Source organism: Lentzea alba, assembly GCF_047445655.1.
GTDB lineage: Bacteria > Actinomycetota > Actinomycetes > Mycobacteriales > Pseudonocardiaceae > Lentzea > Lentzea alba_A.
On record NZ_JAJAEG010000010.1, the window covers coordinates 88,815 to 110,934 of the forward strand.

22 protein-coding genes are annotated in these 22,120 nt (G+C 70.7%); 10 read left to right on the forward strand and 12 right to left on the reverse strand.

All coding sequences use genetic code 11. The annotated features are described in order from the left end of the window. Window positions 1-70 precede the first annotated feature (70 nt). Both LFM09_RS18060 and LFM09_RS18065 read right to left on the reverse strand, forming a co-directional pair. Window positions 71-2,659, reverse strand: a complete 2,589-nt coding sequence (locus LFM09_RS18060; RefSeq protein WP_414097630.1) for a LuxR C-terminal-related transcriptional regulator — start codon at window positions 2,657-2,659, stop codon at window positions 71-73. 54 nt (window positions 2,660-2,713) lie between these two features. Next, the gene (locus LFM09_RS18065; RefSeq protein WP_414097631.1) at window positions 2,714-2,938 is read right to left on the reverse strand and encodes a hypothetical protein; all 225 of its coding nucleotides are present in this window, start codon (window positions 2,936-2,938) and stop codon (window positions 2,714-2,716) included. A 148-nt stretch (window positions 2,939-3,086) separates the two neighbouring features. Between LFM09_RS18065 and LFM09_RS18070 the strand changes: the two genes are divergently transcribed. The 4 genes from LFM09_RS18070 (at window position 3,087) to LFM09_RS18085 (ending at window position 6,929) form a co-directional block, all read left to right on the forward strand. Beyond that, window positions 3,087-4,079: a hypothetical protein gene (locus tag LFM09_RS18070; protein WP_414097632.1), complete on the forward strand. Its 993-nt coding sequence runs from the start codon at window positions 3,087-3,089 to the stop codon at window positions 4,077-4,079. Next, entirely contained in the window at window positions 4,076-4,780 is a 705-nt protein-coding gene (locus tag LFM09_RS18075; protein WP_414097633.1) for a hypothetical protein, read from the forward strand. Before LFM09_RS18070 ends, LFM09_RS18075 begins: the two co-directional genes overlap by 4 nt. 113 nt (window positions 4,781-4,893) lie before the next feature. Further along, the gene (locus LFM09_RS18080; protein ID WP_414097634.1) at window positions 4,894-5,652 is read left to right on the forward strand and encodes a hypothetical protein; all 759 of its coding nucleotides are present in this window, start codon (window positions 4,894-4,896) and stop codon (window positions 5,650-5,652) included. Beyond that, complete coding sequence (locus LFM09_RS18085) at window positions 5,649-6,929, forward strand: MFS transporter (protein WP_414097635.1); 1,281 nt, start codon at window positions 5,649-5,651, stop codon at window positions 6,927-6,929. The genes LFM09_RS18080 and LFM09_RS18085 overlap by 4 nt, the downstream gene beginning before the upstream one ends. Here the strand turns inward: LFM09_RS18085 and LFM09_RS18090 are convergent. Continuing rightward, window positions 6,904-7,386: a potassium channel family protein gene (locus LFM09_RS18090; protein WP_414097636.1), complete on the reverse strand. Its 483-nt coding sequence runs from the start codon at window positions 7,384-7,386 to the stop codon at window positions 6,904-6,906. The genes LFM09_RS18085 and LFM09_RS18090 overlap by 26 nt on opposite strands. Continuing rightward, a complete protein-coding gene (locus LFM09_RS18095) occupies window positions 7,383-7,868 on the reverse strand; it encodes a DUF1269 domain-containing protein (RefSeq protein ID WP_414097637.1) in 486 nt (161 codons plus the stop codon). Before LFM09_RS18095 ends, LFM09_RS18090 begins: the two co-directional genes overlap by 4 nt. A gap of 112 nt (window positions 7,869-7,980) precedes the next feature. Here LFM09_RS18095 and LFM09_RS18100 point away from each other — a divergent pair, with 112 nt between their 5' ends. Further along, window positions 7,981-8,397: a hypothetical protein gene (locus LFM09_RS18100; protein ID WP_414097638.1), complete on the forward strand. Its 417-nt coding sequence runs from the start codon at window positions 7,981-7,983 to the stop codon at window positions 8,395-8,397. Continuing rightward, on the forward strand, window positions 8,397-9,407 hold the full coding sequence (locus LFM09_RS18105; protein WP_414097639.1) for an AI-2E family transporter: 1,011 nt from the start codon (window positions 8,397-8,399) through the stop codon (window positions 9,405-9,407). The genes LFM09_RS18100 and LFM09_RS18105 overlap by 1 nt, the downstream gene beginning before the upstream one ends. On the opposite strand, the gene LFM09_RS18110 is transcribed toward LFM09_RS18105, so the two are convergent. Further along, window positions 9,349-10,758 (reverse strand): alpha-amylase family glycosyl hydrolase, encoded by a 1,410-nt coding sequence (locus LFM09_RS18110; protein ID WP_414097640.1) that lies wholly within the window; start codon window positions 10,756-10,758, stop codon window positions 9,349-9,351. The genes LFM09_RS18105 and LFM09_RS18110 overlap by 59 nt on opposite strands. Further along, window positions 10,755-13,352 carry an MGH1-like glycoside hydrolase domain-containing protein gene (locus LFM09_RS18115; protein ID WP_414097641.1) on the reverse strand — a complete coding sequence of 866 codons (2,598 nt, stop codon included), beginning with the start codon at window positions 13,350-13,352 and terminating at the stop codon, window positions 10,755-10,757. Before LFM09_RS18115 ends, LFM09_RS18110 begins: the two co-directional genes overlap by 4 nt. A gap of 112 nt (window positions 13,353-13,464) precedes the next feature. Here LFM09_RS18115 and LFM09_RS18120 point away from each other — a divergent pair, with 112 nt between their 5' ends. Both LFM09_RS18120 and LFM09_RS18125 read left to right on the forward strand, forming a co-directional pair. Further along, on the forward strand, window positions 13,465-14,295 hold the full coding sequence (locus LFM09_RS18120; protein WP_414097642.1) for a patatin-like phospholipase family protein: 831 nt from the start codon (window positions 13,465-13,467) through the stop codon (window positions 14,293-14,295). A gap of 8 nt (window positions 14,296-14,303) precedes the next feature. Beyond that, the gene (locus LFM09_RS18125) at window positions 14,304-14,945 is read left to right on the forward strand and encodes an aminotransferase class I/II-fold pyridoxal phosphate-dependent enzyme (RefSeq protein ID WP_414097643.1); all 642 of its coding nucleotides are present in this window, start codon (window positions 14,304-14,306) and stop codon (window positions 14,943-14,945) included. Here the strand turns inward: LFM09_RS18125 and LFM09_RS18130 are convergent. Beyond that, a complete protein-coding gene (locus LFM09_RS18130; RefSeq protein ID WP_414097644.1) occupies window positions 14,925-15,572 on the reverse strand; it encodes a response regulator in 648 nt (215 codons plus the stop codon). The genes LFM09_RS18125 and LFM09_RS18130 overlap by 21 nt on opposite strands. Further along, window positions 15,569-16,651 carry a sensor histidine kinase gene (locus LFM09_RS18135; RefSeq protein ID WP_414097645.1) on the reverse strand — a complete coding sequence of 361 codons (1,083 nt, stop codon included), beginning with the start codon at window positions 16,649-16,651 and terminating at the stop codon, window positions 15,569-15,571. The genes LFM09_RS18130 and LFM09_RS18135 overlap by 4 nt, the downstream gene beginning before the upstream one ends. Before the next feature lie 132 nt (window positions 16,652-16,783). Between LFM09_RS18135 and LFM09_RS18140 the strand changes: the two genes are divergently transcribed. Then, window positions 16,784-17,101 carry a DUF6223 family protein gene (locus tag LFM09_RS18140; protein ID WP_414097646.1) on the forward strand — a complete coding sequence of 106 codons (318 nt, stop codon included), beginning with the start codon at window positions 16,784-16,786 and terminating at the stop codon, window positions 17,099-17,101. On the opposite strand, the gene LFM09_RS18145 is transcribed toward LFM09_RS18140, so the two are convergent. From LFM09_RS18145 to LFM09_RS18160, 4 genes are all read right to left on the reverse strand, one after another. Next, a complete protein-coding gene (locus tag LFM09_RS18145) occupies window positions 17,058-18,197 on the reverse strand; it encodes an ROK family protein (RefSeq protein WP_414097647.1) in 1,140 nt (379 codons plus the stop codon). The genes LFM09_RS18140 and LFM09_RS18145 overlap by 44 nt on opposite strands. Beyond that, window positions 18,194-19,567, reverse strand: coding sequence for a xylulokinase (locus LFM09_RS18150; RefSeq protein ID WP_414097648.1), 1,374 nt, complete (start codon window positions 19,565-19,567; stop codon window positions 18,194-18,196). The genes LFM09_RS18145 and LFM09_RS18150 overlap by 4 nt, the downstream gene beginning before the upstream one ends. Window position 19,568: 1 nt before the next feature. Further along, on the reverse strand, window positions 19,569-20,720 hold the full coding sequence (gene xylA, locus LFM09_RS18155; RefSeq protein WP_414097855.1) for a xylose isomerase: 1,152 nt from the start codon (window positions 20,718-20,720) through the stop codon (window positions 19,569-19,571). A 68-nt stretch (window positions 20,721-20,788) separates the two neighbouring features. After that, a complete protein-coding gene (locus tag LFM09_RS18160; protein ID WP_414097649.1) occupies window positions 20,789-21,376 on the reverse strand; it encodes an SGNH/GDSL hydrolase family protein in 588 nt (195 codons plus the stop codon). A gap of 50 nt (window positions 21,377-21,426) precedes the next feature. Here LFM09_RS18160 and LFM09_RS18165 point away from each other — a divergent pair, with 50 nt between their 5' ends. After that, complete coding sequence (locus LFM09_RS18165) at window positions 21,427-22,035, forward strand: hypothetical protein (protein WP_414097650.1); 609 nt, start codon at window positions 21,427-21,429, stop codon at window positions 22,033-22,035. The last annotated feature ends 85 nt before the right edge of the window (window positions 22,036-22,120 follow it).

A 22,120-nucleotide genomic window follows, 5' to 3' on the forward strand; every position in this document is an offset into this window, starting at 1 on the left:
GTGGTGCCCGCGTGGATCAAGTGTGGCGCGCGCGGACCGTCGGCCCAAGTGGCCAATCCGCGACAGAGAGCTAGATCAGACCCAGACGCCTGGCCGCCAGCACTGCGTCACGGCGCTGGTTCACGCCGAGCTTGCGATAGATGCCGCGCAGGTGGGTCTTCACCGTGTTGACCGAAACGAACAGCGAGTCGGCTATCTCCTCGGTGGTGCGCATGGAAGGCAGTTCTACGAGCAGGTCTCGTTCACGACTCGTCAACACGTCCGCGGAGTCGGAAGAGGTGGGCAGTGCGGTCATCGTGGTGGTGGCGAACGGTTCCAGCTTGCCGAACCGGCCGGCACCGCGGGCCAGCAGGTCGCGGATCGGCTTGCCGGCGTTGACGAAAGGACGAAGCGCGCCGACGCGTTCGGCGGCGGCCAGTGCGCGAGTGACGGCCTCGTGGGCGCGCCGCTGGTCGCCCGCGCGGTCGACGAGCACGGCCTCCAGCAGCCAGCCGTCGACGACGGTCGGTGCCGCCAAGGCAGGAAGCTCGCCGGACAGAAGTGGCTCGACGATCTTGCGGGCCTGGCTCACGCGGGCGTGATGGGTGTGCATGACGGCACGTAGCACCGCCTGCTCCCCGCACGGGCCGAACATCGCCTCCACCTGGTCGGGCATGGCGCTCGCCCACTGCTCGTCGCCCGAGCGCAGCGCTATCCGTTGCACGGCAGGGGCGATGTGCGCGATGAGAGGTGGCGTCACCTGGCGTGTGGCGACGTCCCGCCATTGCTCGCGGATGCGCCCGACCACCGCCCGCGGGTCTCCCGAGGTCGGGAACGACACGGCAGCGTCCAAAGTGGACACGGCCAGACCGGTGGCCGGGTCGGGCCGGTCGCCCAGCGCGTGCACCGCGCGGCTGGAGAACTCCGCAGCACGTACGTCGTCCAGTCGCAGATACGCCTGCACGCCGAGCAACGTGTAAGCGAGCGCGCACACGAAGTGCGACTGCCAGCCCTTCTCCTCGGCGAACGCCAGCGCCTCGCCCGCCTGCCGAGCCGCCGCCTGGATGTCGCCGGCCGCGCTGGTCAGCGCCGCCAGGTGGACCTGACAGTCCAGCACCGCGTGGTCGAACCGTTCGGTGCGGGCCAGTGCGGCCGCGCGGACCAGGTCGGACTCGGCGCCCGCGTGGTCGCCGGACATCAGCGCCGCGACGCCGCGGTTGAGCAGCGCGGCGACCTCGGCGTCGGTGCCGCCGGGTCTGGTCGCCGTGCGGGCCATCACCCGCAGCGCCTCGCCCGTGTGCGCGTCGAACCGGCCGCGGCGCACCAACGCCGTGGCGTGCAGCACCCGCACGCGGTCCTGGCGCAGGGCGAGCGGTTCCACGCCGAGGCCCGCTAGCACCCGGTCCGCGGCCGCGACGTCGCCCGCGTCCATCGCGACCAGTGCGGCGACCACGCCGACCTGGGGACGGGCGAGCACGTGTCCCGGCACCGCGTCGAACACCGATCGCAACCGCGCGCTGCCCTCCCGCAACACCTGGGGCAGCACGGAATGTTCGACGATGTCCGCGGTCAGCTGGTCGTCACCGGCCCGCAACGCGTGCCGCAGCGCTGCGGCCGGCTCGGCGTGCCGGTGGTACCAATGCGCGGCCGTGCGGTGCAACGCCGACTCGTCGCTCGGGCGCGAACGGCGCAGCTCGGCGGACAGGTGTGCCCGCAGCACCGGGTGGCAGCGGTACCACTCGGGTGCGGTCTCCAGCCTGCTGACGAACGAGTTGGTGTGCTCCAACGCGTCGAGCACCACGCCGGGGCTGGCGTGCCGGGTCAGCGCGCCGGCCAGATCCGCGCTGACCGTGTCGCACACGCTCGTCGCGACGAGCAGGTCGCGCACCCGTTGGGGATGTCGCGCCAACACCTCCTCACCCAGGTAGCTGCTCACCACCTGGTCCAGACCGGCGAACATGAGCAGGTCGCCCGGCCGTGCGCCGGTCGTGGCCAGCCGCATGATCGCGAACCGCAACCCGCCGATCCAGCCCTCGGTGTGGCCCAGCAGAAGTTCGACGTCCTCACCGGAGAGCTGGAGGCCGTGCGCTGTCAGCAGCGCGTCGGTCTCCGTGCGGGTGAACGCGAACTCGTGCGGCTGCACCTCGCGCAGCCGTCCCTCCAGCTGCAGCCGGGCGAGGTGCAGAGAGGGGGGAAAGCGGCCCAGCAGCACCAGTCGTAGCCGGTCTGGTGGCTGCCGGGTGAGGAGGTCGATGCTGGCTAGAGCTTCGGCGTCGCGGATCTCGTGCACGTTGTCGAGCACCAGGACCACCGCAGCGGGTGCGTCGTCGAAAGCGGCGCTGACCGCGGACGAGAAACCCGGTTCGGACAACGGAATCGCCTCGGTGAGCGCGAGCGCGTCGCGGATCGACGCACGCAACCGGGATGGTCTGTTGTCGTGCTCGTCGAGTGTCAGCCACGCAACCCGCTCCGTGCGGCGCCGCGCCCACTCGGCGATCAGCGCGGTCTTGCCGCACCCCGCCGGGCCTGTGACCATCGTGACCGGCGCGGACGACACGTGATCGTCCACAGTGGAGAGAAGGTGGTCGCGGGGTACGAGGGGCGTGGCCGGTGCAGGCGCGCGCAGCTTGGCCTGACTGGTCTCAGGGCTGGAAGGCTCACACTCCGAACTGTCGGACATCGCGTTTGGTCTCCCGATGGAGTTGTCGGATCATGATCGCGTGATCGAACCGCATCACGGCGGAACTGGGCATTCCGAGTCGATCGCCTTGCCTGGAAGGGAAATCAGCACCACCCCCCGGCCCAATGCGCCCATCAGCCGCGGGAGCAGCGTCAAGGTCGCGAGGGTGCCGGACGGCGGTGCGCAGTCCTCGTCGTCGCCGGTGACGACGACGGCCATGAACACGGCCACGGCCAGCACGATGCGGCGGGACCGGGACCGGTCGGGTTGACGGCTCAAGATCGGTCACCTCCTCCGCCCTGACGCTGCCCGTGCCCGCACAGGTGCGGCCTCCCCCGTCGCGGGCGGTAGCGACGTGCCGCGGGGCAGGGGGATCACCTGCGGCGGGTGAAGCAGCGGGCCGTGCCGCCCGCCGAACCTGTGGGCCATGAGCAGCCGACTTTCGTTGCGTGATCTCGTCGACGTGGTCCGACCAGCCCGTCCCGTGGCGTCGGTGTACCTGGGTTCGACCCCGCTGCTGGGGTGGCGGGCGCGCTGGACCCGCCTGAGCGACCAGTTGCACAGCGACGGCGCCGACGCCGAGCTGGTGGACACGGTCGGCGAGGTGCTGGAACGCGCCCGCGCCGCCTACCCGAAGGCCGACACGCTCGTGGCGTTCGCGGGCGAGGAACTGCCGCCGCGCGTCTTCCACACCCCTGGACTGCGCCATCTGGACCTCGCCTGGTTCAGCTCACCCGCCCACGTGCTGCCGCTGCTCGCCTGGGTGCAGGACCGCCCGGCGCGCGTGGCGGTGGCAGCGGGCCGCGACAGCGCCGAACTGGTGTCCGGCGACGCGCGGCGCGTGGTGCTGAGCTACCCGGCGGGGTCGTGGCGGCAGGGCGTGCAATCGGCCGCGGTGGCGTGCGCGGAACTCCTGGACCGGCACGAGGCCAGGCTGCTGGTGATGGCGGGGGAGGACGAGGTGGTGGGCGCGTTGTGGGAGGCGCTGCCCGCCCCCGTCCGCCGCAACGTCGTCGTCCGGTGGACCGGCACCGACCTGACCCCGACCCGGATCGCCACGGAAACGCTGGCCGCGGCCCGTTCCTGGACCGACGACGTGCTGGCCGACTTCCACGCGCGCGGCCGCACCCACCACCTGTCCGTCGAAGGTGCCGACGACACCCTCGCCGCGCTCGCCGCGGGCCGCCTCGACGACCTGCTGGTCGGCTACCCGGAGGACTTCACCGCCACCGCCTGGTACGGCCCGTCCCCGGCCGACGTGGCCACCGGCTGGTCCCCGACCCGCCGCTGCGGCCTGCTGGCCGACGTGGCCGTGCGCGCCGCACTGCTCAGCGGCACCCGCGTCCACGTGATCACCTCCGCACCCTTCGCGGACATCGGCGGCCTCTGCCGGGCACCACTCACCCTGGTGCGGTCGTGACCACCGACCTGGTGCCGCTGCGCACCGGTTTCGACGTGGCGTGGCTCGGCTACCGGCGCGACCAGGTCCGCCACTTCATCTCCGAGACCTCGCACGACCTCGACCTGCTCGCCGCCGACCGCGACGCGGCCGAGGCCAGAGCCTTGTCGCTGGCCCGCAACCTGGAAGCGGCCCGCGCGGAGAACCGCGCGCTGCGCGACCGCATCGACCGCCTGTGCCGCCAGCCGCTGTCCCCGGACTCGGTGGGCGAACGCCTCCGCCACGCCGTCGACGCGGCGCTGGGCGAGGCCGCGTCGATCGCCGAACGCGCCAGCGCCATCGAGGACCACGTCTGGACTTCCGCCCGCGAGGCCCACGCCGAACACCGCGACCTCATCACCACAACGCGCGAACGCATGGCCCGCCTGGTCCGCGAGGGCGAGACCCGCCGCCGCCGGCTGGACGAGGCCGCCGCCCGCCACCGCGAACAGGTCAACTCGGACTTCGAACTCGCGATGGCGTTGCGCCGCAAGGAAAGCCTGCGGGAGGCGCGGCAGATCGAAGCGACCGCCCGCGAGCGCGCCGACCGGATGGTGCGGGAGGCGGCGCGGCAGGTGGAGGTGCTGCGGGAGCACCGGGACCGCGTGGCGGACGTGCTGCGGGTGGTGCACGCGTTGCTGGGCAAGGCGGCGGAGCACCTGCGTGCGGGGGACGGGGTGTGATGGGGGCGTTGGGCGGCAACGGGATTGGGCGGTGTGGAGGGTGGGCGCGGTGGCTGGGGTGGTGGTCTGTCGCGGAATGCGCTGGACGAGCTCGGCCATCCGCCGGGAACGGCGTGAATGCCGGGTGGGACGGGGGAGTCGGGCACGCCGGGTGGGGCGGGGGAGCTGGGCGCGCCGGGTGGGACGGGGGAGCTGGGCGCGCCGGATGGGACGAGGGAGTCAGGCGCGCCGGACACGGCGGATGGGGTGAGGGTGCGGGGCGTGTCGACCGGGGCGGGGGAGTCGGGCGCGCCGGGTGGGACGGGGGAGTCGGGCACGCCGGGTCGGGCGGGCTGGCTGGGCAAGGCGGGCGGGACGGGCGCGCCGGACACGGCGGATGGGGTGAGGGTGCGGGGCGTGTCGACCGGGGCGGGGGAGTCGGGCGCGCCGGGTGGGACGGGGGAGTCGGGCACGCCGGGTCGGGCGGGCTGGCTGGGCAAGGCGGGCGGGACGGGCGCGCCGGACACGGCGGATGGGGTGAGGGTGCGGGGCGTGTCGACCGGGGCGGGGGAGTCGGGCGCGCCGGGTGGGACAGGAGAGTTGGGCACGCCGGGCGGAGCGGAGGAGGTGGGGACGCCCGGCGGAGCGGAGGAGCGGGGCAGGCCGGATCGGGCGAGCGCGCGGGCCGTGTCGCGTGCGGCGGGCGGTTCGAGTCCGGCGGGCGGATCGAGTCCGGCGGGCGGATCGAGTCCGGCGGGCGGATCGAGTCCGGCGGGCGGATCGAGTCCGGCGGGCGGATCGAGTCCGGCGGGCGGATCGAGTCCGGCGGGCGGATCGAGTCCGGCGGGCGGATCGAGTCCGGCGGGCGCACCGAGTGCGGCGGTGCGGCGTGAAGATCCTTCCCTTGGCGCTGGCCCAGTTCATCGCGAGCTACGCCGCCACCAACATGAACGTCGCCATCAGCACCATCGCCGACGACCTGGGCACCACGATCACCGGCGTCCAGACCACGATCACCCTGTTCACGCTCGTCATGGCCGCGCTGATGGTGCCGGGCAGCAAGCTCACCGACATCTGGGGCCGCCGCCGCTGCTTCGTCATCGGCCTGGCGATCTACGGCACCGGCGCCCTCCTCGCCGCGCTGGCACCCGGACCGGGCCTCCTCCTGGTCGGCTACGCGTTCCTTGAGGGCACCGGTTCGGCGTTGATGATCCCGCCGATCTACATCCTCGTCACGGCACTGACCACCGATCCGACCTCGCGAGCAAGAGGGTTCGGCATGGTCAGCGGCGCGGGCGGCCTGGGCGCGGCGGCGGGACCGCTCATCGGAGGACTGATCACGAGCACGTTCAGCTGGCGGGCCTCGTTCCTGCTGCAGGTCGCGGTGGTGGCGGTGATCATCGTGATGGCCCGCAGACTCCCGAAACCGACGACCGGACGGCAGAAGTTCGACCTGATAGGCGCATTCCTGTCCGGCGCCGGTCTGACACTGATCGTCCTGGGCTTCCTGCGCACCAACGTCAACGGCTGGCAAGCCACGACCTGGCTGCTGATCGCGGCGGGAGCGACGACACTAGCCGGGTTCGCCTGGCACATCACCAGATCGAAGAACCCGCTGTGCGACCCGAAGCTGTTCAAGGACCGCACGTCGAACCTCGGCCTGGGCACGCAGCTGGTCCAGTGGCTCGTGCTGCAGGGCACTTTCTTCGTGCTGTCCGTGCACCTGCAGCAGGAACAAGGCTTCACCGCGATCGGCACCGGCCTGGCCCTGCTGCCCGCGACCATCGGCATGCTGGTCACGTCCGCACTGGCGGGCCGGCTGGCGCGAAAGCACAAGCAGAACACCCTGATCCGCGCGGGATTCGCGCTCACGATCGTCGGCACGCTCCAACCGGAGCAAGGACTGTTCCTCATCGGCGCCGGCATCGGGATCATGCTGACGGCGTCGGTCAACGTCGTGCAGTCGCGGTGGCCGGACGAGGACCAGGCGGACGTGTCCGGGGTGTCCCGCGCCGTGTCGAACCTGGGATCGTCACTGGGAACCGCGCTCGTCGGTTCGGTGCTCGTCGGTGCGGGACACCCGTATCAGGCGGCGCTGACGATGCTCGTCCTGTTCGGGGCCACGGGATTCGTGCTCGCGCTGTTCATCCGGTCCGGCGAACGGCCATGAGGACCACCTTCAACGCCACCCCGAAGAACAGCAGGTTGGACAGCATCTGCACGGTCACCACCACCCGCGCCAACGGAGAGACCGGCACGATGTCACCGAATCCGACGGTGGCGAACACGGTGACGACGAAGTAGAGCGCGTCCGTGCGACTCAAAGCAGAGCTGAAACTCCCAGGATCATGCCGTTCCAACAGGAAGCAGGCCTGGGCGAACACCAGCAGGAACAAGGAGACCGCGAGCGCCAACGCCTGCACGCCCTGCCAGAAAGGGCGAGCCGACCGCTGGATCAACCGCACCTGCCACCACAGCACGGCGACGACCAGCAGCAGACCGCAGACCAGCCGGAGCACGGTGTACCCGTCCTCCGGCTGGTCCATCGGCAGGCGGTAGTAGACCAGCAGCATCACCCCGACTGAAGCCACCGGCCGTGCCACCGCCGTGATCACGCCGCGGTTCAAGACGTGAACGTCTCCCGCAGCAGCTTTTCCTGTTCGGCCGAGAGGTTCGTGGTGATCAGGTGAGCACCGGTCTGCTTGAACTGGTCGGCGACCTTGTCGACGACCGCGTGCTCGGACATGACGAACAGCGCGGACGTGCCGGGTGTGACGCTGTCCCGGACGTCGCGGACGAAGTCGTCGTCGATGCCCGCGCGGGACAGCGAGCCGGCCAGCGCGCCGACGCCCGCACCGATCGCCGCGCCCAGGATCGGGATGAAGAAGATCAGCCCGAACAACAGGCCCCAGAACGCCCCGCCGAGCGCGCCCGCGCCGGTGAGCTTGCCGAGCTCCTTGGTCTTCGGGCGTTTGTCGTCGGCCTCCCAGTACACGTAGGCCGCGTCGCGGATGGTGATCAGCTGTTGCTCCTGGAGCTTGCGCAACAGGTCGAGCGCGGAGCGCGCCCCGTCGGAGGTGTCGAACTTCCACACGGTCAAAGTGGCCATGCCCGCCACTGTCCGAGAACCGCACCGTGCCGTCCTCACCCTTCGCGGGTGAAGATCCGCACCGGACGCCGGTGCCACGGTTGCCGCACAACCTCAAGACTTCGGAGGCACGATGCGGGACACAGGCTGGCTGGGCTGGATCTGGTTCGCGGGGATCATGATGATCGTCATGGGCTCCTTCAACGCCATTGAGGGGCTGGTGGCGTTGTTCCGCGGTGAGTACTACGTCGTGACCGAGGAGCAGGTGCTCGTCTTCGACCTCACCGGCTGGGGCTGGATCACCCTGGTGATCGGTGTGCTGGTGGCGCTCGCGGGCGGCGCGCTGCTCTCCGGTGCCGCGTGGGCGCGGGTGGTGGCCGTGGTGCTGGCGGTGATCAACGCGGTGGCGCAACTGGCGTTCGTGTCGGTGCACCCGCTGTGGTCCACGATCGTCATCGCTTTGTGCGTCACGGTGATCTGGGCGGTGGTCGTGCACGGCTCCCAGGCGGATGTGAACACCACCAGGCTCGAACCGACACACCACCATTGATGCCAAGAGCACTCACGATCCTGCTCGGTGGCGCGGCCGCGGTCGTCGTGGTCGCCGGTGTGCGGGCGATCGCGTGGCTGGTGGCGCCGGCGATGCTGGCGTTGCTGGTCGTGATCGCGGTCAGCCCCGCGCACCGGTGGCTGCGCGGCCGCGGCGCGCCACCGTGGCTCGCGACGCTCGCGGTGGTGGTGCTCGTCTACGGCGTGCTCGCGGTCGTTGCCGGCACGGTCATCGCCTCCGGTGCGCGCCTCGCCTCGATGGTGCCCGAGTTCGCCCGGCAGGAGCTGGTTGTCAGGGCCGAGCGCGCGCTCCACGACATCGACCGCGGGCAACTGGCCGGCGCGATCGGCGGACTGCTGACGGAGCTGACGAGCCTCACCACGAGCCTGGTGTTCCTGGCGGCACTGCTGCTGTTCCTCGGCGTCGAGGTCGGCTGGGCGAAGTCACGACTGGCCGAGATCGCGCTGGACCGGCCGCACCTGCGGGAAGCGCTGTCCGAGTTCGCCAGGAGAACCCGCCGCTACGTGCTGGTGACCACGATCTTCGGGCTCGTCGTCGCGGTGCTGGACACGGTGGCATTGCTGTTGCTCGGCATCCCGCTCGCCCTGTTGTGGGGCGTGTTGTCGTTCGTCACCAACTACATCCCCAACATCGGGTTCCTGCTCGGGGTGGCACCGCCCGCGGTGCTCGCACTGCTGCAGCACGGCCCGCGCAAAGCGCTGGCCGTGCTGGCGTTCTACGGCGTGCTGAACTTCGTGGTGCAGTCGCTGATCCAGCCGCGCTTCACCGGGAACGCCGCGGGGCTCTCCACCACCGCGACGTTCCTGGCGCTCGTGTTCTGGGCCTGGGTGCTCGGACCGCTCGGCGCGTTGCTGGCGGTACCGCTCACCGTGCTGGTGAAGGTGCTCCTGGTCGACCTCGACCCGGCAGCCGGCTGGGTGGCGGCACTGCTCAGGCCGCCACGAACAGATGACACCCCCAAGGCCCCAGCTCCACGTACAGCGGACTAGCGGCCTCGTAGACGGAACCGTCGAGCAGATCGGTGTACTTCTCCGGCCAGTCAACAGGAATCAGTCCCTGCGCGGTCTGGTCGGAGAAGTTCACCACCACGAGGTGCCGCGCACCGTCGGCCGCCGTCCACTCCCACGCGAGCAGCCGTTCGCACGACCGGTTGTCCGGCCAGCCCTGGACATCGAGCAGCCGGAAGACGCCACGCCGCACCCCGTGATCGGCCACGATCGCGAGCAGCCGCCGGTACCAGCCGGCCAGGTCGTCGTCGAGCTGCTCGTCAGGACGGCGAGCCAGGAACACCGGCGGCCGGACGTGCCTGCCCTCGAACTGGCCCTCGTGCCACAGCGTCGCACCCGGCAGTGTCGCGATCACGACCGCAGCGGCCCGTGCGGCGGCGGGGGAGAGCTCGCTCAGGACCCGAGGCTCGTCCTGGTTCTCCAGGAACCGGACCAGCCGCGACTGGTAACCGGGATCGGCCAGCAGGTGCGAACGGACACCGGACACATCACCGGCGACGAGCCGGTCGTAGAGCCGTTTGTCGTAGCAGAAGTTGAAACCCTGCTGCTGCAACGGCCATTCCATGTTCCAGTACGCCTCGGCGATCAACACCGTCTCCGGGTGCTCCGCCCGCAACCCGCCGATGACCTCCGGCCAGAAGTCAGCGGAGGGCGGGGGAACCTGCCAGGTCCGCGAGAACACCTCGTTCGTCATGAGCATCGCCATGTCGCACCGGATGCCGTCACAACGCGCGGCCACGCTCGCGAGCGTCATCGTCGCGGCGGCCCGGAACGCGGGCGAGAACGCGTCGAGCTGCACGACGTCCGGCCACGCGGGGAAGTACGGATCCTTGCCGCGCGCGATCACGTTCTCCCCGACGATGAGCCAGCTCTGCGGATCAGCGGTGTAGTCGTCGAGATCGCCGCGCACGAAGAACTCGGGGTGCTCGACGACCCACGGGTGATCCGGCGCCACGTGGTTCGGCACGTAGTCCAGGATCAGCCGCACACCACGGGAAGCGAGCTCCGCCCGTGCCTTGGCGAGCCCTTCGTCGCCACCGAACTCGCTGGCCACGGCGTAACGCCGCACGCAGTAGGGCGATCCGGCGACGTCCTCCACCCGCAGGTCCGGCAGTGTCTCGTAGAACGACGCCCGCAGCCCGGGATGCGCGTTAGCGATCGCCAGCCCCAGCGTGCTGCGCTCCCACACACCCATCAGCCACACCGCGTCGACCCCGGCCGGCGTGACGGCGTTCCAGGCCTCCGGGGGAACGTCGGCGAGCGTGCACGAGAGCTCACCCAGCCACACCGCGGTGTTGACCTCGTAGATCACCGGTCGCTCCGGCCAGCTCATCGCGTCACCATCCCGGGGAGAAGGGCGACGAGCGAGGTCCACCCGGTCTGGTGGCTCGCACCCAGGCCGGCGCCGTTGTCGCCGTGGAAGTACTCGTAGAACAGCGGCAGGTCCCGCCAGTGCGGGTCGTCGGCGTACCGCGTCTGTCCACCGTGGACCGGACGCCGGCCGTCCACGCCGCGCAGGAACGTGTCGAGGAGGGAGTCACCGATGTCCCGTGCGACCTCGCGCAGCGTCCGGTGCCGCCCGGACCCGGTCGGGCACTCCACGGTGAACCCGTCGCCGTAGTACTCCTGCAGGTGCAGCAACGCGCGGATGACCAGGACGTTGATCGGGAACCACACCGGCCCGCGCCAGTTCGAGTTGCCGCCGAACATGCCGCTGTCGGACTCGGCGGGCAGGTAGCCGACGCGATGCTCCACACCATCCACGACCAGCGCGTACGGATGCTCCTCGTGCCAGCGCGACAACGACCGGATGCCGTGCGGGCCGAAGAACTCGCGTTCGTCCAGCATCCGCGCGAGGATCCGGCGCAGGCGCGACTCGTCGAACAGTGAGAACAACACCGGCCCCGAAGCGTCGGCTTGTGCGCCGTGTCCCCACAACGCCTCGCGCACCGCGGGATGCCGGTCGAGGAACTCGCGCATGCCGTCGACCAGACCGGGGTGGTCGCGCCGCACCTCAGCGCTGATCACGGTCGCCGCGGCCAGGGGCAGGAGGCCCACGGCGGACCGGACTTTCAAGGGTGTGGCGCGACCGTCCGGGTGCCGCAGCACGTCGTGGAAGAACCCGTCCTCCTCGTCCCACAGGCCGCTGCCGACGTGGCCGGTGGCAGCGGCGATCCAGGCGAGGTTCTCCAGCAACGTGGCGGCGTGCTCCAGGTAGGTGGGGTCCTCCTTTCCGAGTTCCAATGCCATCTGGACGAGGTTCTGGCAGTACAGCGCCATCCACGCGGTGCCGTCGGCCTGGTCGATCCGGCCGCCGGTCGGCAGGGGAGCGCTGCGGTCGAACACGCCGATGTTGTCCAGCCCGAGGAACCCGCCCTGGAACAGGTTGCGGCCGTCGGCGTCCTTGCGGTTGAGCCACCAGGTGAACGCGCGCAACAACGGGTGGAACACGCGGACGAGGAACTCCCGGTCGCGGTCGTGCTGGTAGACGAACCAGGCCGCCCACGCGTGCACGGGAGGGTTGACGTCGCTGAAGTTCCACTCGTACGCCGGGATCTGGCCGTTCGGGTGCAGGTAGCGGCGCGTCAGCAGGAGCTCGATCTGCCTCTTGGCGAGCTCCGGGTCCACGACGACGAGCGGCACCGCGTGGAACGCCAGGTCCCACGCCGCGAACCACGGGTACTCCCACTTGTCCGGCATGACGATGACGTCCTCGGCGACGAGATGCCGCCAGTCCTGATTGGACAGTCCGATGTCCGCGCCGAGCGGGTCGGCACCCCGTTCGGTCAGCCAGCGCTCCACGTCGAACGCGTAGTACTGCTGCGACCAGAGCAGCCCGGCGAGCGCCTGCCGGCAGACGAGCCGTTCGTCGCTGCGGGGCTCACCGCCCAGCACCTCGTCGTAGAAGTCGTCGGCCTCGTCGCGCCGCTGCGAGAGGATCGCGTCGAAGTCGGCGAACGGCTCGGCGGCGCTCGCGTCGGTGAACCGGACCCGGACGGTGGCGCTCTGTCCGGCAGGGATGCGCACCTCGTGGTGTGCGGCGGCTTTGGTGCCCACGCCGTCCGGGGCGACCGCGTCGAGTTCTCCGTGCACCACAGCACGTTCGATGCCGTCCTTGACGTACGGGCTGACGTTGGGGGAGCCGAACACGCGCTCGTCGTTCGTCTCGTTCTCCGTCACCAGAATCGGTGCGGGCGGCTCGACGTACCACCACCGCGCCCCGAGATCGGGGTGTTCGACGCGGACCGCGCCGGGTGCGCAGGTGTGCAGCGTCGGCGTGCGCACGTCTCCGGCCCACGACCAGGTGTGGCGGAACCACAAGGTGGGCAACAGGTGCAGCGTCGCCTCCTCCGGCCCGCGGTTGTGCGCGGTGACCCGCATCAGCACGTCGTCCGGCCCGGCCTTGGCGTACTCCACGAAGACGTCGAAGTAGCGGTCGTCGTCGAACACCCCGGTGTCGAGCAGCTCGTACTCCGGGTCGTGCCGCCCGCGCCCGGCGTTCGTCGCGACCAGGTCCTCGTAGGGGAACTTCGCCTGCGGGTACTTGTAGAGCATCCTCAGGTACGACGCCGTCGGCGTGGCGTCGAGGTAGAAGTAGCACTCCTTGACGTCCTCGCCGTGGTTGCCCTCGCCGTTGGTGAGGCCGAACAGCCGCTCCTTGAGGATCGGGTCGGTGCCGTTCCACAGCGCCAGCGACAGGCACACCCTCTGCTGGTCGTCGCTGAACCCGGCCAGCCCGTCCTCACCCCACCGGTAGGCGCGGTAGCGCGCCTGGTCGTGGGTGAACGACTCCCACGCGTCCCCGCCGCCGAACGCCTCCCGGACCGTGCCCCACTGCCGTTCACTCAGATACGGTCCCCACCTCCGCCACGGACCGGCGTCACTGAGCCTCTGCTTCTCCGCACTGGGCGCATCTCCTTTGGCCACGTCGCCACCTTTCGTTTTTCCTCAGGCTGGTACGGGAAAGGAGGACGCGAGTCACCCGTGAGGGATGAAATGGCCACTCGCGCGGGCCTGCGCGCGGGTCGACGATGACGGGATGACGACCGCGTTCGTGTTCGCCGGCGGGGGCAGCCTGGGCGCGGTCGAGGTCGGCATGCTCACCGCGCTGACCGAGGCGGACATCCGCCCCGATCTCGTGGTGGGCACGTCGGTCGGCGCCGCCAACGCGGTCTGGTACGCCGCCAACCCGTCCGATGTGGACGGTCTGGTCGAGCTCTGGACCGGCCTGTCGCGCACGGACGTCTTCCCGATCAGACCGGTGCGCGGCCTGCTCGGCCTGCTGGGCTTCCGCGACCACCTCGTGCCGAACTCCGCGCTGCGCCGCCTGTTGACGAGGTCGCTGGGCGACCTCGACCTCGGCCGGACGCGGATCGCCGCGCACGTGGGTGCAACGGATGTGCTGTCCGGCGCGGAAGTCCTGCTCTCCAGCGGAAACGCGGTCGACGCCGTCCTGGCGAGCACTGCGATCCCCGCGGTGTTCCCGTCGTTGCTGCTGGACGGCAGGTACCTGGTCGACGGTGGCGCAGTGAACAACGCCCCGGTGTCCCACGCGTTCGAGCTCGGCGCCGACCGGATCTGGGTGCTGCCAACGGGGTACGCGTGCGCCCTCACGTCACCGCCGCGCAGCGCCGTGGGGATCGCGCTGCAGGCGTTGACACTGCTGGTCAACCACCGGCTGGCGCGCGACGTCGAGCGCTACCGGGACTCCGTCGACCTGCGCGTGGTGCCGTCGCTGTGCCCGCTGCGGGTCTCACCCGGCGACTTCAGCCACTCCCGCGAGCTCATCACGGCCGCCCACGAGAGCACGAGCACCTGGCTCGCGGCCGGGTGCCCGGTGGAGCCCGTTCACGCCTGCTCGTCCACGTAGTAGCACCGGTGGATCTAGTCGCCCACCAGCACATCGCCGGCAGCCCCGTCCTCCACCTCGGCTTCGGCGAGGCAGGTCGCCCGGTCCTCCCCGAGGCCGCCTCGGTGCACGCTTCCGCCGCGGGTGAGAACGGCTACGGACCTGTCGCCGGCTCCTCCCGTGCGCGCGAGTCGGTCTCCGGCGACCTCGCCCGCAGTGACCTGCCCACGGACCCTGACCAGGTGATTGTTGCGCCTGGCAGCAAGGCGCTGCTCTACGCCGCGCTGGCCGCGTTGCCCGGCGACGTCGTGCTCCCGGTGCCGTCGTGGGTGTCCCTACGCCGCCCAGACCCAGCTCACCGGCAAGCGCGTCATCGGCGTCCCGATCCCCGCCTCTGCAGGTGGTGTTCCCGACCCGGACCTGTGGGAACCCGCCCGGACCGCCGCGCGTGCCGCGGGTGCGGACCCGCGCATCCTGATCCTCACCGTGCCGGACAACCCGACCGGCACCTGCGCCTCCGCCGACCTGCTCAAGCGTGCCGCCCGCCGCAAGCCGCGTTCTGCCTGTATCCGGACCTGGAACCGTTGCGCAGCGATGACCCGGTCGCGTTGCCGTGGATCGCGTCGAGCCTCGGCTGGTTGCGGACCGCGCTACACCTCGACGAGGCCTGACTCGTAGGCGATCACGACGAGCTGCGCGCGGTCGCGGGCGTGCAGCTTCATCATGGCGCGGTTGACGTGCGTCTTCGCGGTGAGCGGGCTGATCACCATGCGCTGCGCGATCTCGTCGTTGGACAGCCCACGCGCGACCAGCGTGACGGCCTCGCGCTCGCGGCCCGTGAGCTGCGTCAGGCTGTGGTTGGGCCGCAACGGCTGGCTGACGAAGCGGTCGATCAGCCTGCGGGTGATCGACGGTGCGAGCAGCGCGTCGCCGCGGGCCGCGACCCGGACGGCGTGCAGGAAGTCCTCCGGCAGCACGTCCTTGACCAGGAACCCGGCCGCGCCGGCCTTCAGCGCGTCGAACACGTACTCGTCCAGGCCGTAGTTGGTCAGGATCACGACGTGGGTGCCGCTGAGGGCAGGATCCGCGGCGATGCGCCGGGTCGCCTCGATGCCGTCGACGCCCGGCATCTGGACGTCGATCAGCGCGATGTCCGGAAGGTGTTGCCGCGCTTGCAGAACGCCCGCTTCGCCGTCCGCCGCCTCGGCCACGACCTCGATGTCGTCCTCGGCGTCGAGCAACGCCCGGAACCCGCTGCGGATCAGCGGCTGGTCGTCGACGAGCAGCACGCGGATCACGGCTGCGCCACCGGGAGTTCGGCGCGCACGGCGAAGCCGCCTTCGTCTCGGGGCGCCGCGTCGAGCTTGCCGCCGAGCGCGGTGACCCGTTCCCGCATGCCGAGCAGTCCGACGCCCGGATTCGCCGTTCCCGGGGATCCGGTGCCGTCGTCCTCGACGCGGATGAGGAGCGCGTCCGGCCGGTAGTCGATGCTGATCTTCGCGGACGCGGCGGCGGCGTGCCGGGCGATGTTGGTCAACGACTCCTGCACGATCCGGTAAGCGGTTCGTTCCACGGCGGCGGGCACGTCGTTGCGCTCTCCTTCGATCGTCAGCTGTGCGTCGAGTCCGGCGGATCGCGCTCGCTGCACCAGTTCCTGGACGTCGTCGATGCCGTGCGGCGGGTTCTTGTCGTCATCGCGGAGGGCTTCCAACGTCGCCCGCAGCTCCCTGGCGGCCTCTCTGCCGGCGTCGCGGATCGCCAGCAGCGGCTCGGGCACGTCCTCGCCTCGCTTCTGGGCCAGGTGGACCGCGACCTCGGCCTGCAGCTTGATCACCGAGATCTGGTGGGTGAGCGAGTCGTGCAACTCGCGCGCGATGTGCAGGCGTTCCTCGTTGGCACGCCTGCGCGCGGTCTCCTCGCGGGTGCGTTCGGCTTCGTCTGCTCGTCGTTCGGCTTGCCGGAGCGCCTCACCCGCTGCGGCGGCCGCGATGAGCCAGGCGATCTGGAGGACGTCACGGGACTGCGCGAACGCCTCGTACGTGGTCAGGTCGCGCGGCGAGACGAGTGCGGCCAGGGGGAGCACGGCCAGCATCAGGACGGAGCCGGCGACGGTGATCAGGCGGTGGCCCGCCCGCATCGTCGAGTAGACGGCGAACAGGAACGCGATCACCGGTACGTCTGATCCGAGCGCCTGATAGCCCAGCGCGAGGAGACCGGTGGCGGCGAGGACGGCGATCGGTGCGGTCCTGCGTGCCGCCAGGGCGAGTCCGCTCGTTGCCAGGAGCGCGTAGGCGGGGATGGTGGCGGGATGTCCGGCCACCACGAGGCTCGCCGCCACTCCGGCGGCGATCGCCCAGTCCAGCCAGCGGCCCCTCATGGGTGCACTTTAGACCGGTGTTCGCGCTGGTAGATCCTGCGTGGGGAGGAGATGCGACGTACTGCGCCTGCGGTATGCGTTGTCTGCGCTCGCACGACGACCTGTCCCAGGTTCGGCGAACATGCTGTGCCCATGACACTCATTGCTGCTGCTTATGAAATGACCGCGGGACGTGCGTGGTCCCTGGTCGGCGCCGCGCTCGGCCTGGTGGGCATCGTCTTCGGCGCGCTGGCGTTGTCGCGGCGCCGGGGTGCGGTCGTGGCCTTGGTCGCGGGCGTGCTGGGGGCTGCGCTCGGGGTGATGGTCGTGCTCATGGCCAAGGGTGGCCCTGGCACCGGCTACGGCATCGTCGGGGGATACGTCTCGTTGGTGCTGGGACTGGCCGCCGTGACGCTCGGCGGGCTGGCTAAGCGAAAAGGCGCTCGGGCTGGTGCACGGCCTGCCGGGTGACCAGTCCTGCCGCACCCCGCACCACGGCGAACTCGCCGAGAGGCGAGGCGAGCAACCGGGTGTGCCGTTCTCCGTCCGCGAGCACCCTTCCGTCCATTTCGGACTGAACGGCGGCGCTGAGGTGTTCGTACAGCACGGCGTAGCTGCCGCCGAGCACGACGGTCGGCACGTCGAAGAGGTTCATCAGGGTCGCCAGCCCGACCCCGAGCGCCTCGCCCGCGTCGTGCACGGACTTGAGTGCTGCGGGATCGCCCGCTTCCAGGGCTTTGACCAGCGAGTCGAGCCTTCTGCGGCCCGCCTCGCGGAGGATGACGTCGAGGCCCGCGTACCGCTCCACACACCCGCGGCTGCCGCACGTGCAGCGCACGCCGTTGCGTTCGATCACGACGTGGCCGAGCTCGCCGGCGAACCCGCTGGCGCCGCGGTAGATCTCGCCGTTGAGCACGACACCGGCGCCGATGCCGACGTCCGCGGAGACGTGCACGAAGTCCTCGCCGGTGAGGTGGCGCGGCCAGAGGTGGGCCAGTGCGGCGAGGTTCGCCTCGTTGTCCAGTTCGACGTCGAGGCCGAGGCGCGCGCTGAGATCGGCGGCCAGTCCGGCGCCGACCAGCTTCGGCAGGTTCGGCGCGCGCACGACGACGCCGTCGTGGACCACGCCCGGCACCGCGAGGCCGACGCCGAGCAGCCTGCGTTGCGGGGTGATCTCGCGGATCAGTGCGACAACGCGATCAAGCAGCTCGGAAGGGGTGGCGTGGCGGTTGTCGGCGGGGACGAGGTGACGGCTGATCGTCTCGCCGTCGAGGCCGAGGGTCTCGACGGCGAGGTGGCTGACGTTGATCTCCGCGCCGACCGCGACCGGGCCGTCCGGGTGGAACCGCAACGGCTTGGACGGCCTGCCCATGCCCGCGAGGGTGGCGGGTTCCTCGACCAGCACACCGGCCGCCAGCAGCGGCTCGGTGAGGTTGGACAGCGTCGCCTTGGTCAGGCCGGTGCGGGCCGCGAGGTCGGCCCGCGAACCGGGGCGGTCGACGAGTGCGAGCAGGACCGTCCGCAGGTTGCCGAGGCGAACCTGCCGCAGGTGGTCGACGGTGGTCATCGACTCAAGTATCGCTGCGCTGCGTCGCCGTATCGCTCGCGGATCTCCGGCAGTGCCTCGGCCTCGTACCTGCGGCTGTCCGAGCCCGCCCACGCCGGCGGCGTCGTCCCGCCCGTGAGTGTCCACGCGGCCTGGCGCGCCGCACCGTCGGCGACGTACTCACCGGGCGCTGGCACAGTCACGGGCACACCGAACACCATCGGTGCGATCTCCCGCACGGCAGGAGAAACCGCTGCGCCACCAACGAGCCGTACGCCCGTGACGTCCGCACCCTGCTCTGCCAACGCATCCAGCCCCACGGCGAGACCGCAGAGCATGCCTTCAACAGCCGCACGCGCGATGTTGGCAGGCGTGGCGTTGGTCAGCGTCAGCCCGTGCAATGCGCCGGTCGCGTCCGGGAGGTTCGGCGTCCGTTCGCCCTCCAGGTACGGCACCATCACGAGACCTTCCGCGCCCGGCTTGGCGGACAGCGCCAGATCGCTGAGTGTCGCTAGATCAACGCCCAGCACGCGAGCGGTCGCGTCCAGCACGCGGGCAGCGTTGAGCGTGCACGCCAACGGCAGATACCGCCCCGTGGCATCGGCAAACCCCGCCACGATCCCGGAAGCGTCCGCCGCCCGCACCTCGCTGGTCGCCGTGACAACTCCGGACGTGCCGAGCGACACCAGCACCTCCGCGCCCGCCCCGACACCGAGAATCGCCGCCGCGTTGTCCCCGGCACCCGCTCCGAACCCGTCGACCGACTCCGCGGGCCCGAGCACCCGCGGCAGCACGACATCCGCACGCCCCAAGGCCAGTTCGAGCAGATCCGGCGCGTACTCGTTCGCGGTCGAGTCGAAATACCCGGTACCGGAGGCGTCCGAGCGGTCGGTGACCAGATCGGCGAGCGTCTTGGCACCGCGCAACCGCCACGTCAGCCAGTCGTGCGGCAGGCAGACGGCGGCGGTGCGCTTGGCGTTGTCCGGTTCGTGCTGGGCGAGCCAGCGCAGCTTCGTGATCGTGAACGAGGCGACCGGCACGAGCCCGATCCGCCGCGCCCACACGTCCGCGCCCACCTCGTCGGTGAGATCCGCAGCCGCCTTCGCCGACCGGGTGTCGTTCCACAGCAACGCATCCCGCACGACGTCGCCGTCCTCGTCGAGGCACACCATGCCGTGCTGCTGCCCGGCAACGCTGACCGCCGCGACGTCATCAAGCCCGCCGGCCTGCTCGACAGCCGTCTGCAGCGCCGTCCACCAGTGCTTTGGATCGACCTCGGTGCCGTCCGGGTGCGCCGCGCGGCCCTCCCGGACGAGCCGCCCGGTCTCCGCCTCGCGCACCACGACCTTGCACGACTGCGTCGAGGAGTCGACGCCCGCGACGAGCGTCATGTCAGCGCGCCCCGGCGAGGTGCTCGAGCGCGAGCTGGTTGAGCCGCACGAACCCGTACCCGCGCTCACCGGCCTGGTCGGGGTCGAACCCGTCGTCCTTGAGCAGGTCGTCGTACGACTCGCCGGCGTTGAGCGTCGGCTGCCCGAGCTCGGCCACACCGGCCGTGGCGAGCGCCTCCTGCACCTCGGGATCCGCCCTGAAGGCCGCAGCGCGTTCCTTGAGCAGCAGGTACGTCCGCATGTTCGCCTTGGCCGAGTCCCACACGCCGGTGATGTCCTCGGTGCGCGACGGCTTGTAGTCGAAGTGCCGCGGCCCCTCGTAGCCCGCAGTTTCGAGCAGGTCGACGAGCGCGAACGCGTTCATCAGATCGCCGTGCCCGAACACGAGGTCCTGGTCGTACTTGATGCTGCGCTGCCCGTTGAGGTCGATGTGGAAGAGCTTGCCGTGCCACAACGCCTGCGCGATCCCGTGCACGAAGTTGAGGCCTGCCATCTGCTCGTGCCCGACCTCGGGGTTGAGCCCGACCAACTCCGGCTTGTCGAGCGTCGTGATGAACGCCAGCGCGTGCCCGACCGTCGGCAGCAGGATGTCGCCGCGCGGCTCGTTCGGCTTCGGCTCGATCGCGAACCGCAGGTCGTAGCCTTTGTCGGTGACGAACTGCGTGAGCAGGTTCATCGCCTCGCGGTACCGGTCGAGCGCCGCCCGCACGTCCTTCGCGGTGTCGTACTCCGACCCCTCGCGCCCACCCCACAACACGTAGGTCTCCGCGCCGAGCTCGGCCGCCAGCTCGATGTTGCGCAGCACCTTCCTGAGCGCGAACCGCCGCACGCCGCGGTCGTTGCTGGTGAAGCCGCCGTCCTTGAACACCGGGTGGCTGAACAGGTTCGTCGTGACCATCGGGACGACCATCCCGGTCTCCTGCAGCGCACCCTGCAACCGCCCGATCTGCTTCTCGCGATCGGTGGCGGCGAACCCGAACAGGTCGTCGTCGTGGAACGACAACCCGTACGCCCCCAGCTCAGCCAGCCGGTTGACCGCCTCGACCACGTCCAGCTCGGGCCGCGTGGCCTCGCCGAACGGGTCACGACCCTGCCAGCCGACGGTCCAGAGACCGAAGGAGAACTTGTCCGTCGGAGTGGGCGCGTTCATGATCCACCTCGTTCGTTCAATGCTTGAACTTAGTGCGGACAGTACGACGCCCCGGCCGTGATCGCAATCGCTCAGGCGCTCAGGACCGCCTCGACCGCGGGCGCGAGCGCCTCGGCGATCACCCGGTACCCGGCGCCGGACGGGTGGAAGCGGTCCGCGGCGAAGAGCGACGGATCGGCGGCGAACCGAGGTGTGACGGCCTGCTCGACGTGGGCGACCACGGCGCCCGCCCGGATGGCGGCCTGCTGCTGCGCCAGGGCGTAGTCCCTGCTCACCGCGGACACGACGTGCCTCAGCGCGGGAGGCACGTGCGCGACAACGCTCAGGTCGGGTGCGGTGCTGACGACAACGCCGGCACCTGCGCGGCGCAGGTCCGCAACTGCGTCGTGCAGCTGCTGCGCACCGACGTGCGCGGGGACGAACCTCGTCAGGTCGTTCGCGCCGATCACCACCACGGCGAGGTCCACGCCGCTCGCGATGGCGGCCTGCACCTGTGCGCGCAGGTCGGCGGAGCGGGCGCCCGGTACGGCGTGCACCCGCAGGTCGACCTTGTGCCCTGCCGCGCGGAGGCGTGCGGCCAGCAGCGGGCCGAGAGTGTCCTCACGGCGTGTGCTGCCGACGCCCGCGGCGAGGGAGTCACCGAGCAAACGCAGACGCATGTCCGGTAAACGGCGGGCGTGGTGGTGATGTTCCTCGCCAGACTGTGGTGGTGGACGAACTCCTGGGGTGGTGCGTGGTCGCGAACGTGGCCGCCACCGATCTGAAGCACTTCTCGCACGGAACGAAGCTGTGGGTGTTGCCGCCGCAGTGGGGTGACGGCGGGCAGGACCTCGTGGTGGTCGGCCGGCACCGCGGCAGCCCTGGGCCGGTGTCCCAGATGATCATGCCTCGGGTGCACATGACGAACTTCCGGGTCCGCGGGGTCTACCAGCCGGCCGTGCACCGCCAGCTCACCAAGGAGCTGAAACGGCGTGTGCCGAGGCAGTGGGAGTCGAGGGAGCAAGCGGAGAAGGTCGTCGAGTGGTGGGCGCGCGACGCGGCCATGCACGTGGGAGTGCGGCGTCCGCTGAAGCGAGTGGACTTCTACCACCGGCTCGCACAGTTGTCGCCAGGACAGGTGCTCCAGCAGTGGGCGATCCGGGACGTGATGGACCCGGAGCTCTCGTTCGAGCTCGGCGAGGTGTTCCGCGACCAGCAGGAGGTGGACGCGGTCCGCGGGCTGCGCGAACTGCTGGGGAACAACGAGCTGTGGCCGGTTGTTGAAACAGTCGCGGGGGAGATCCAGGAACTCCTGAGTCGACAAACCGCTGTCGTGTGAGCGTTCGTGTGTCTACACTCCACGATCAACATCACCGAGTGACGAGAGGAGACCGGCCGTGCGTACCGCCGTTGTCGTTCTCTCG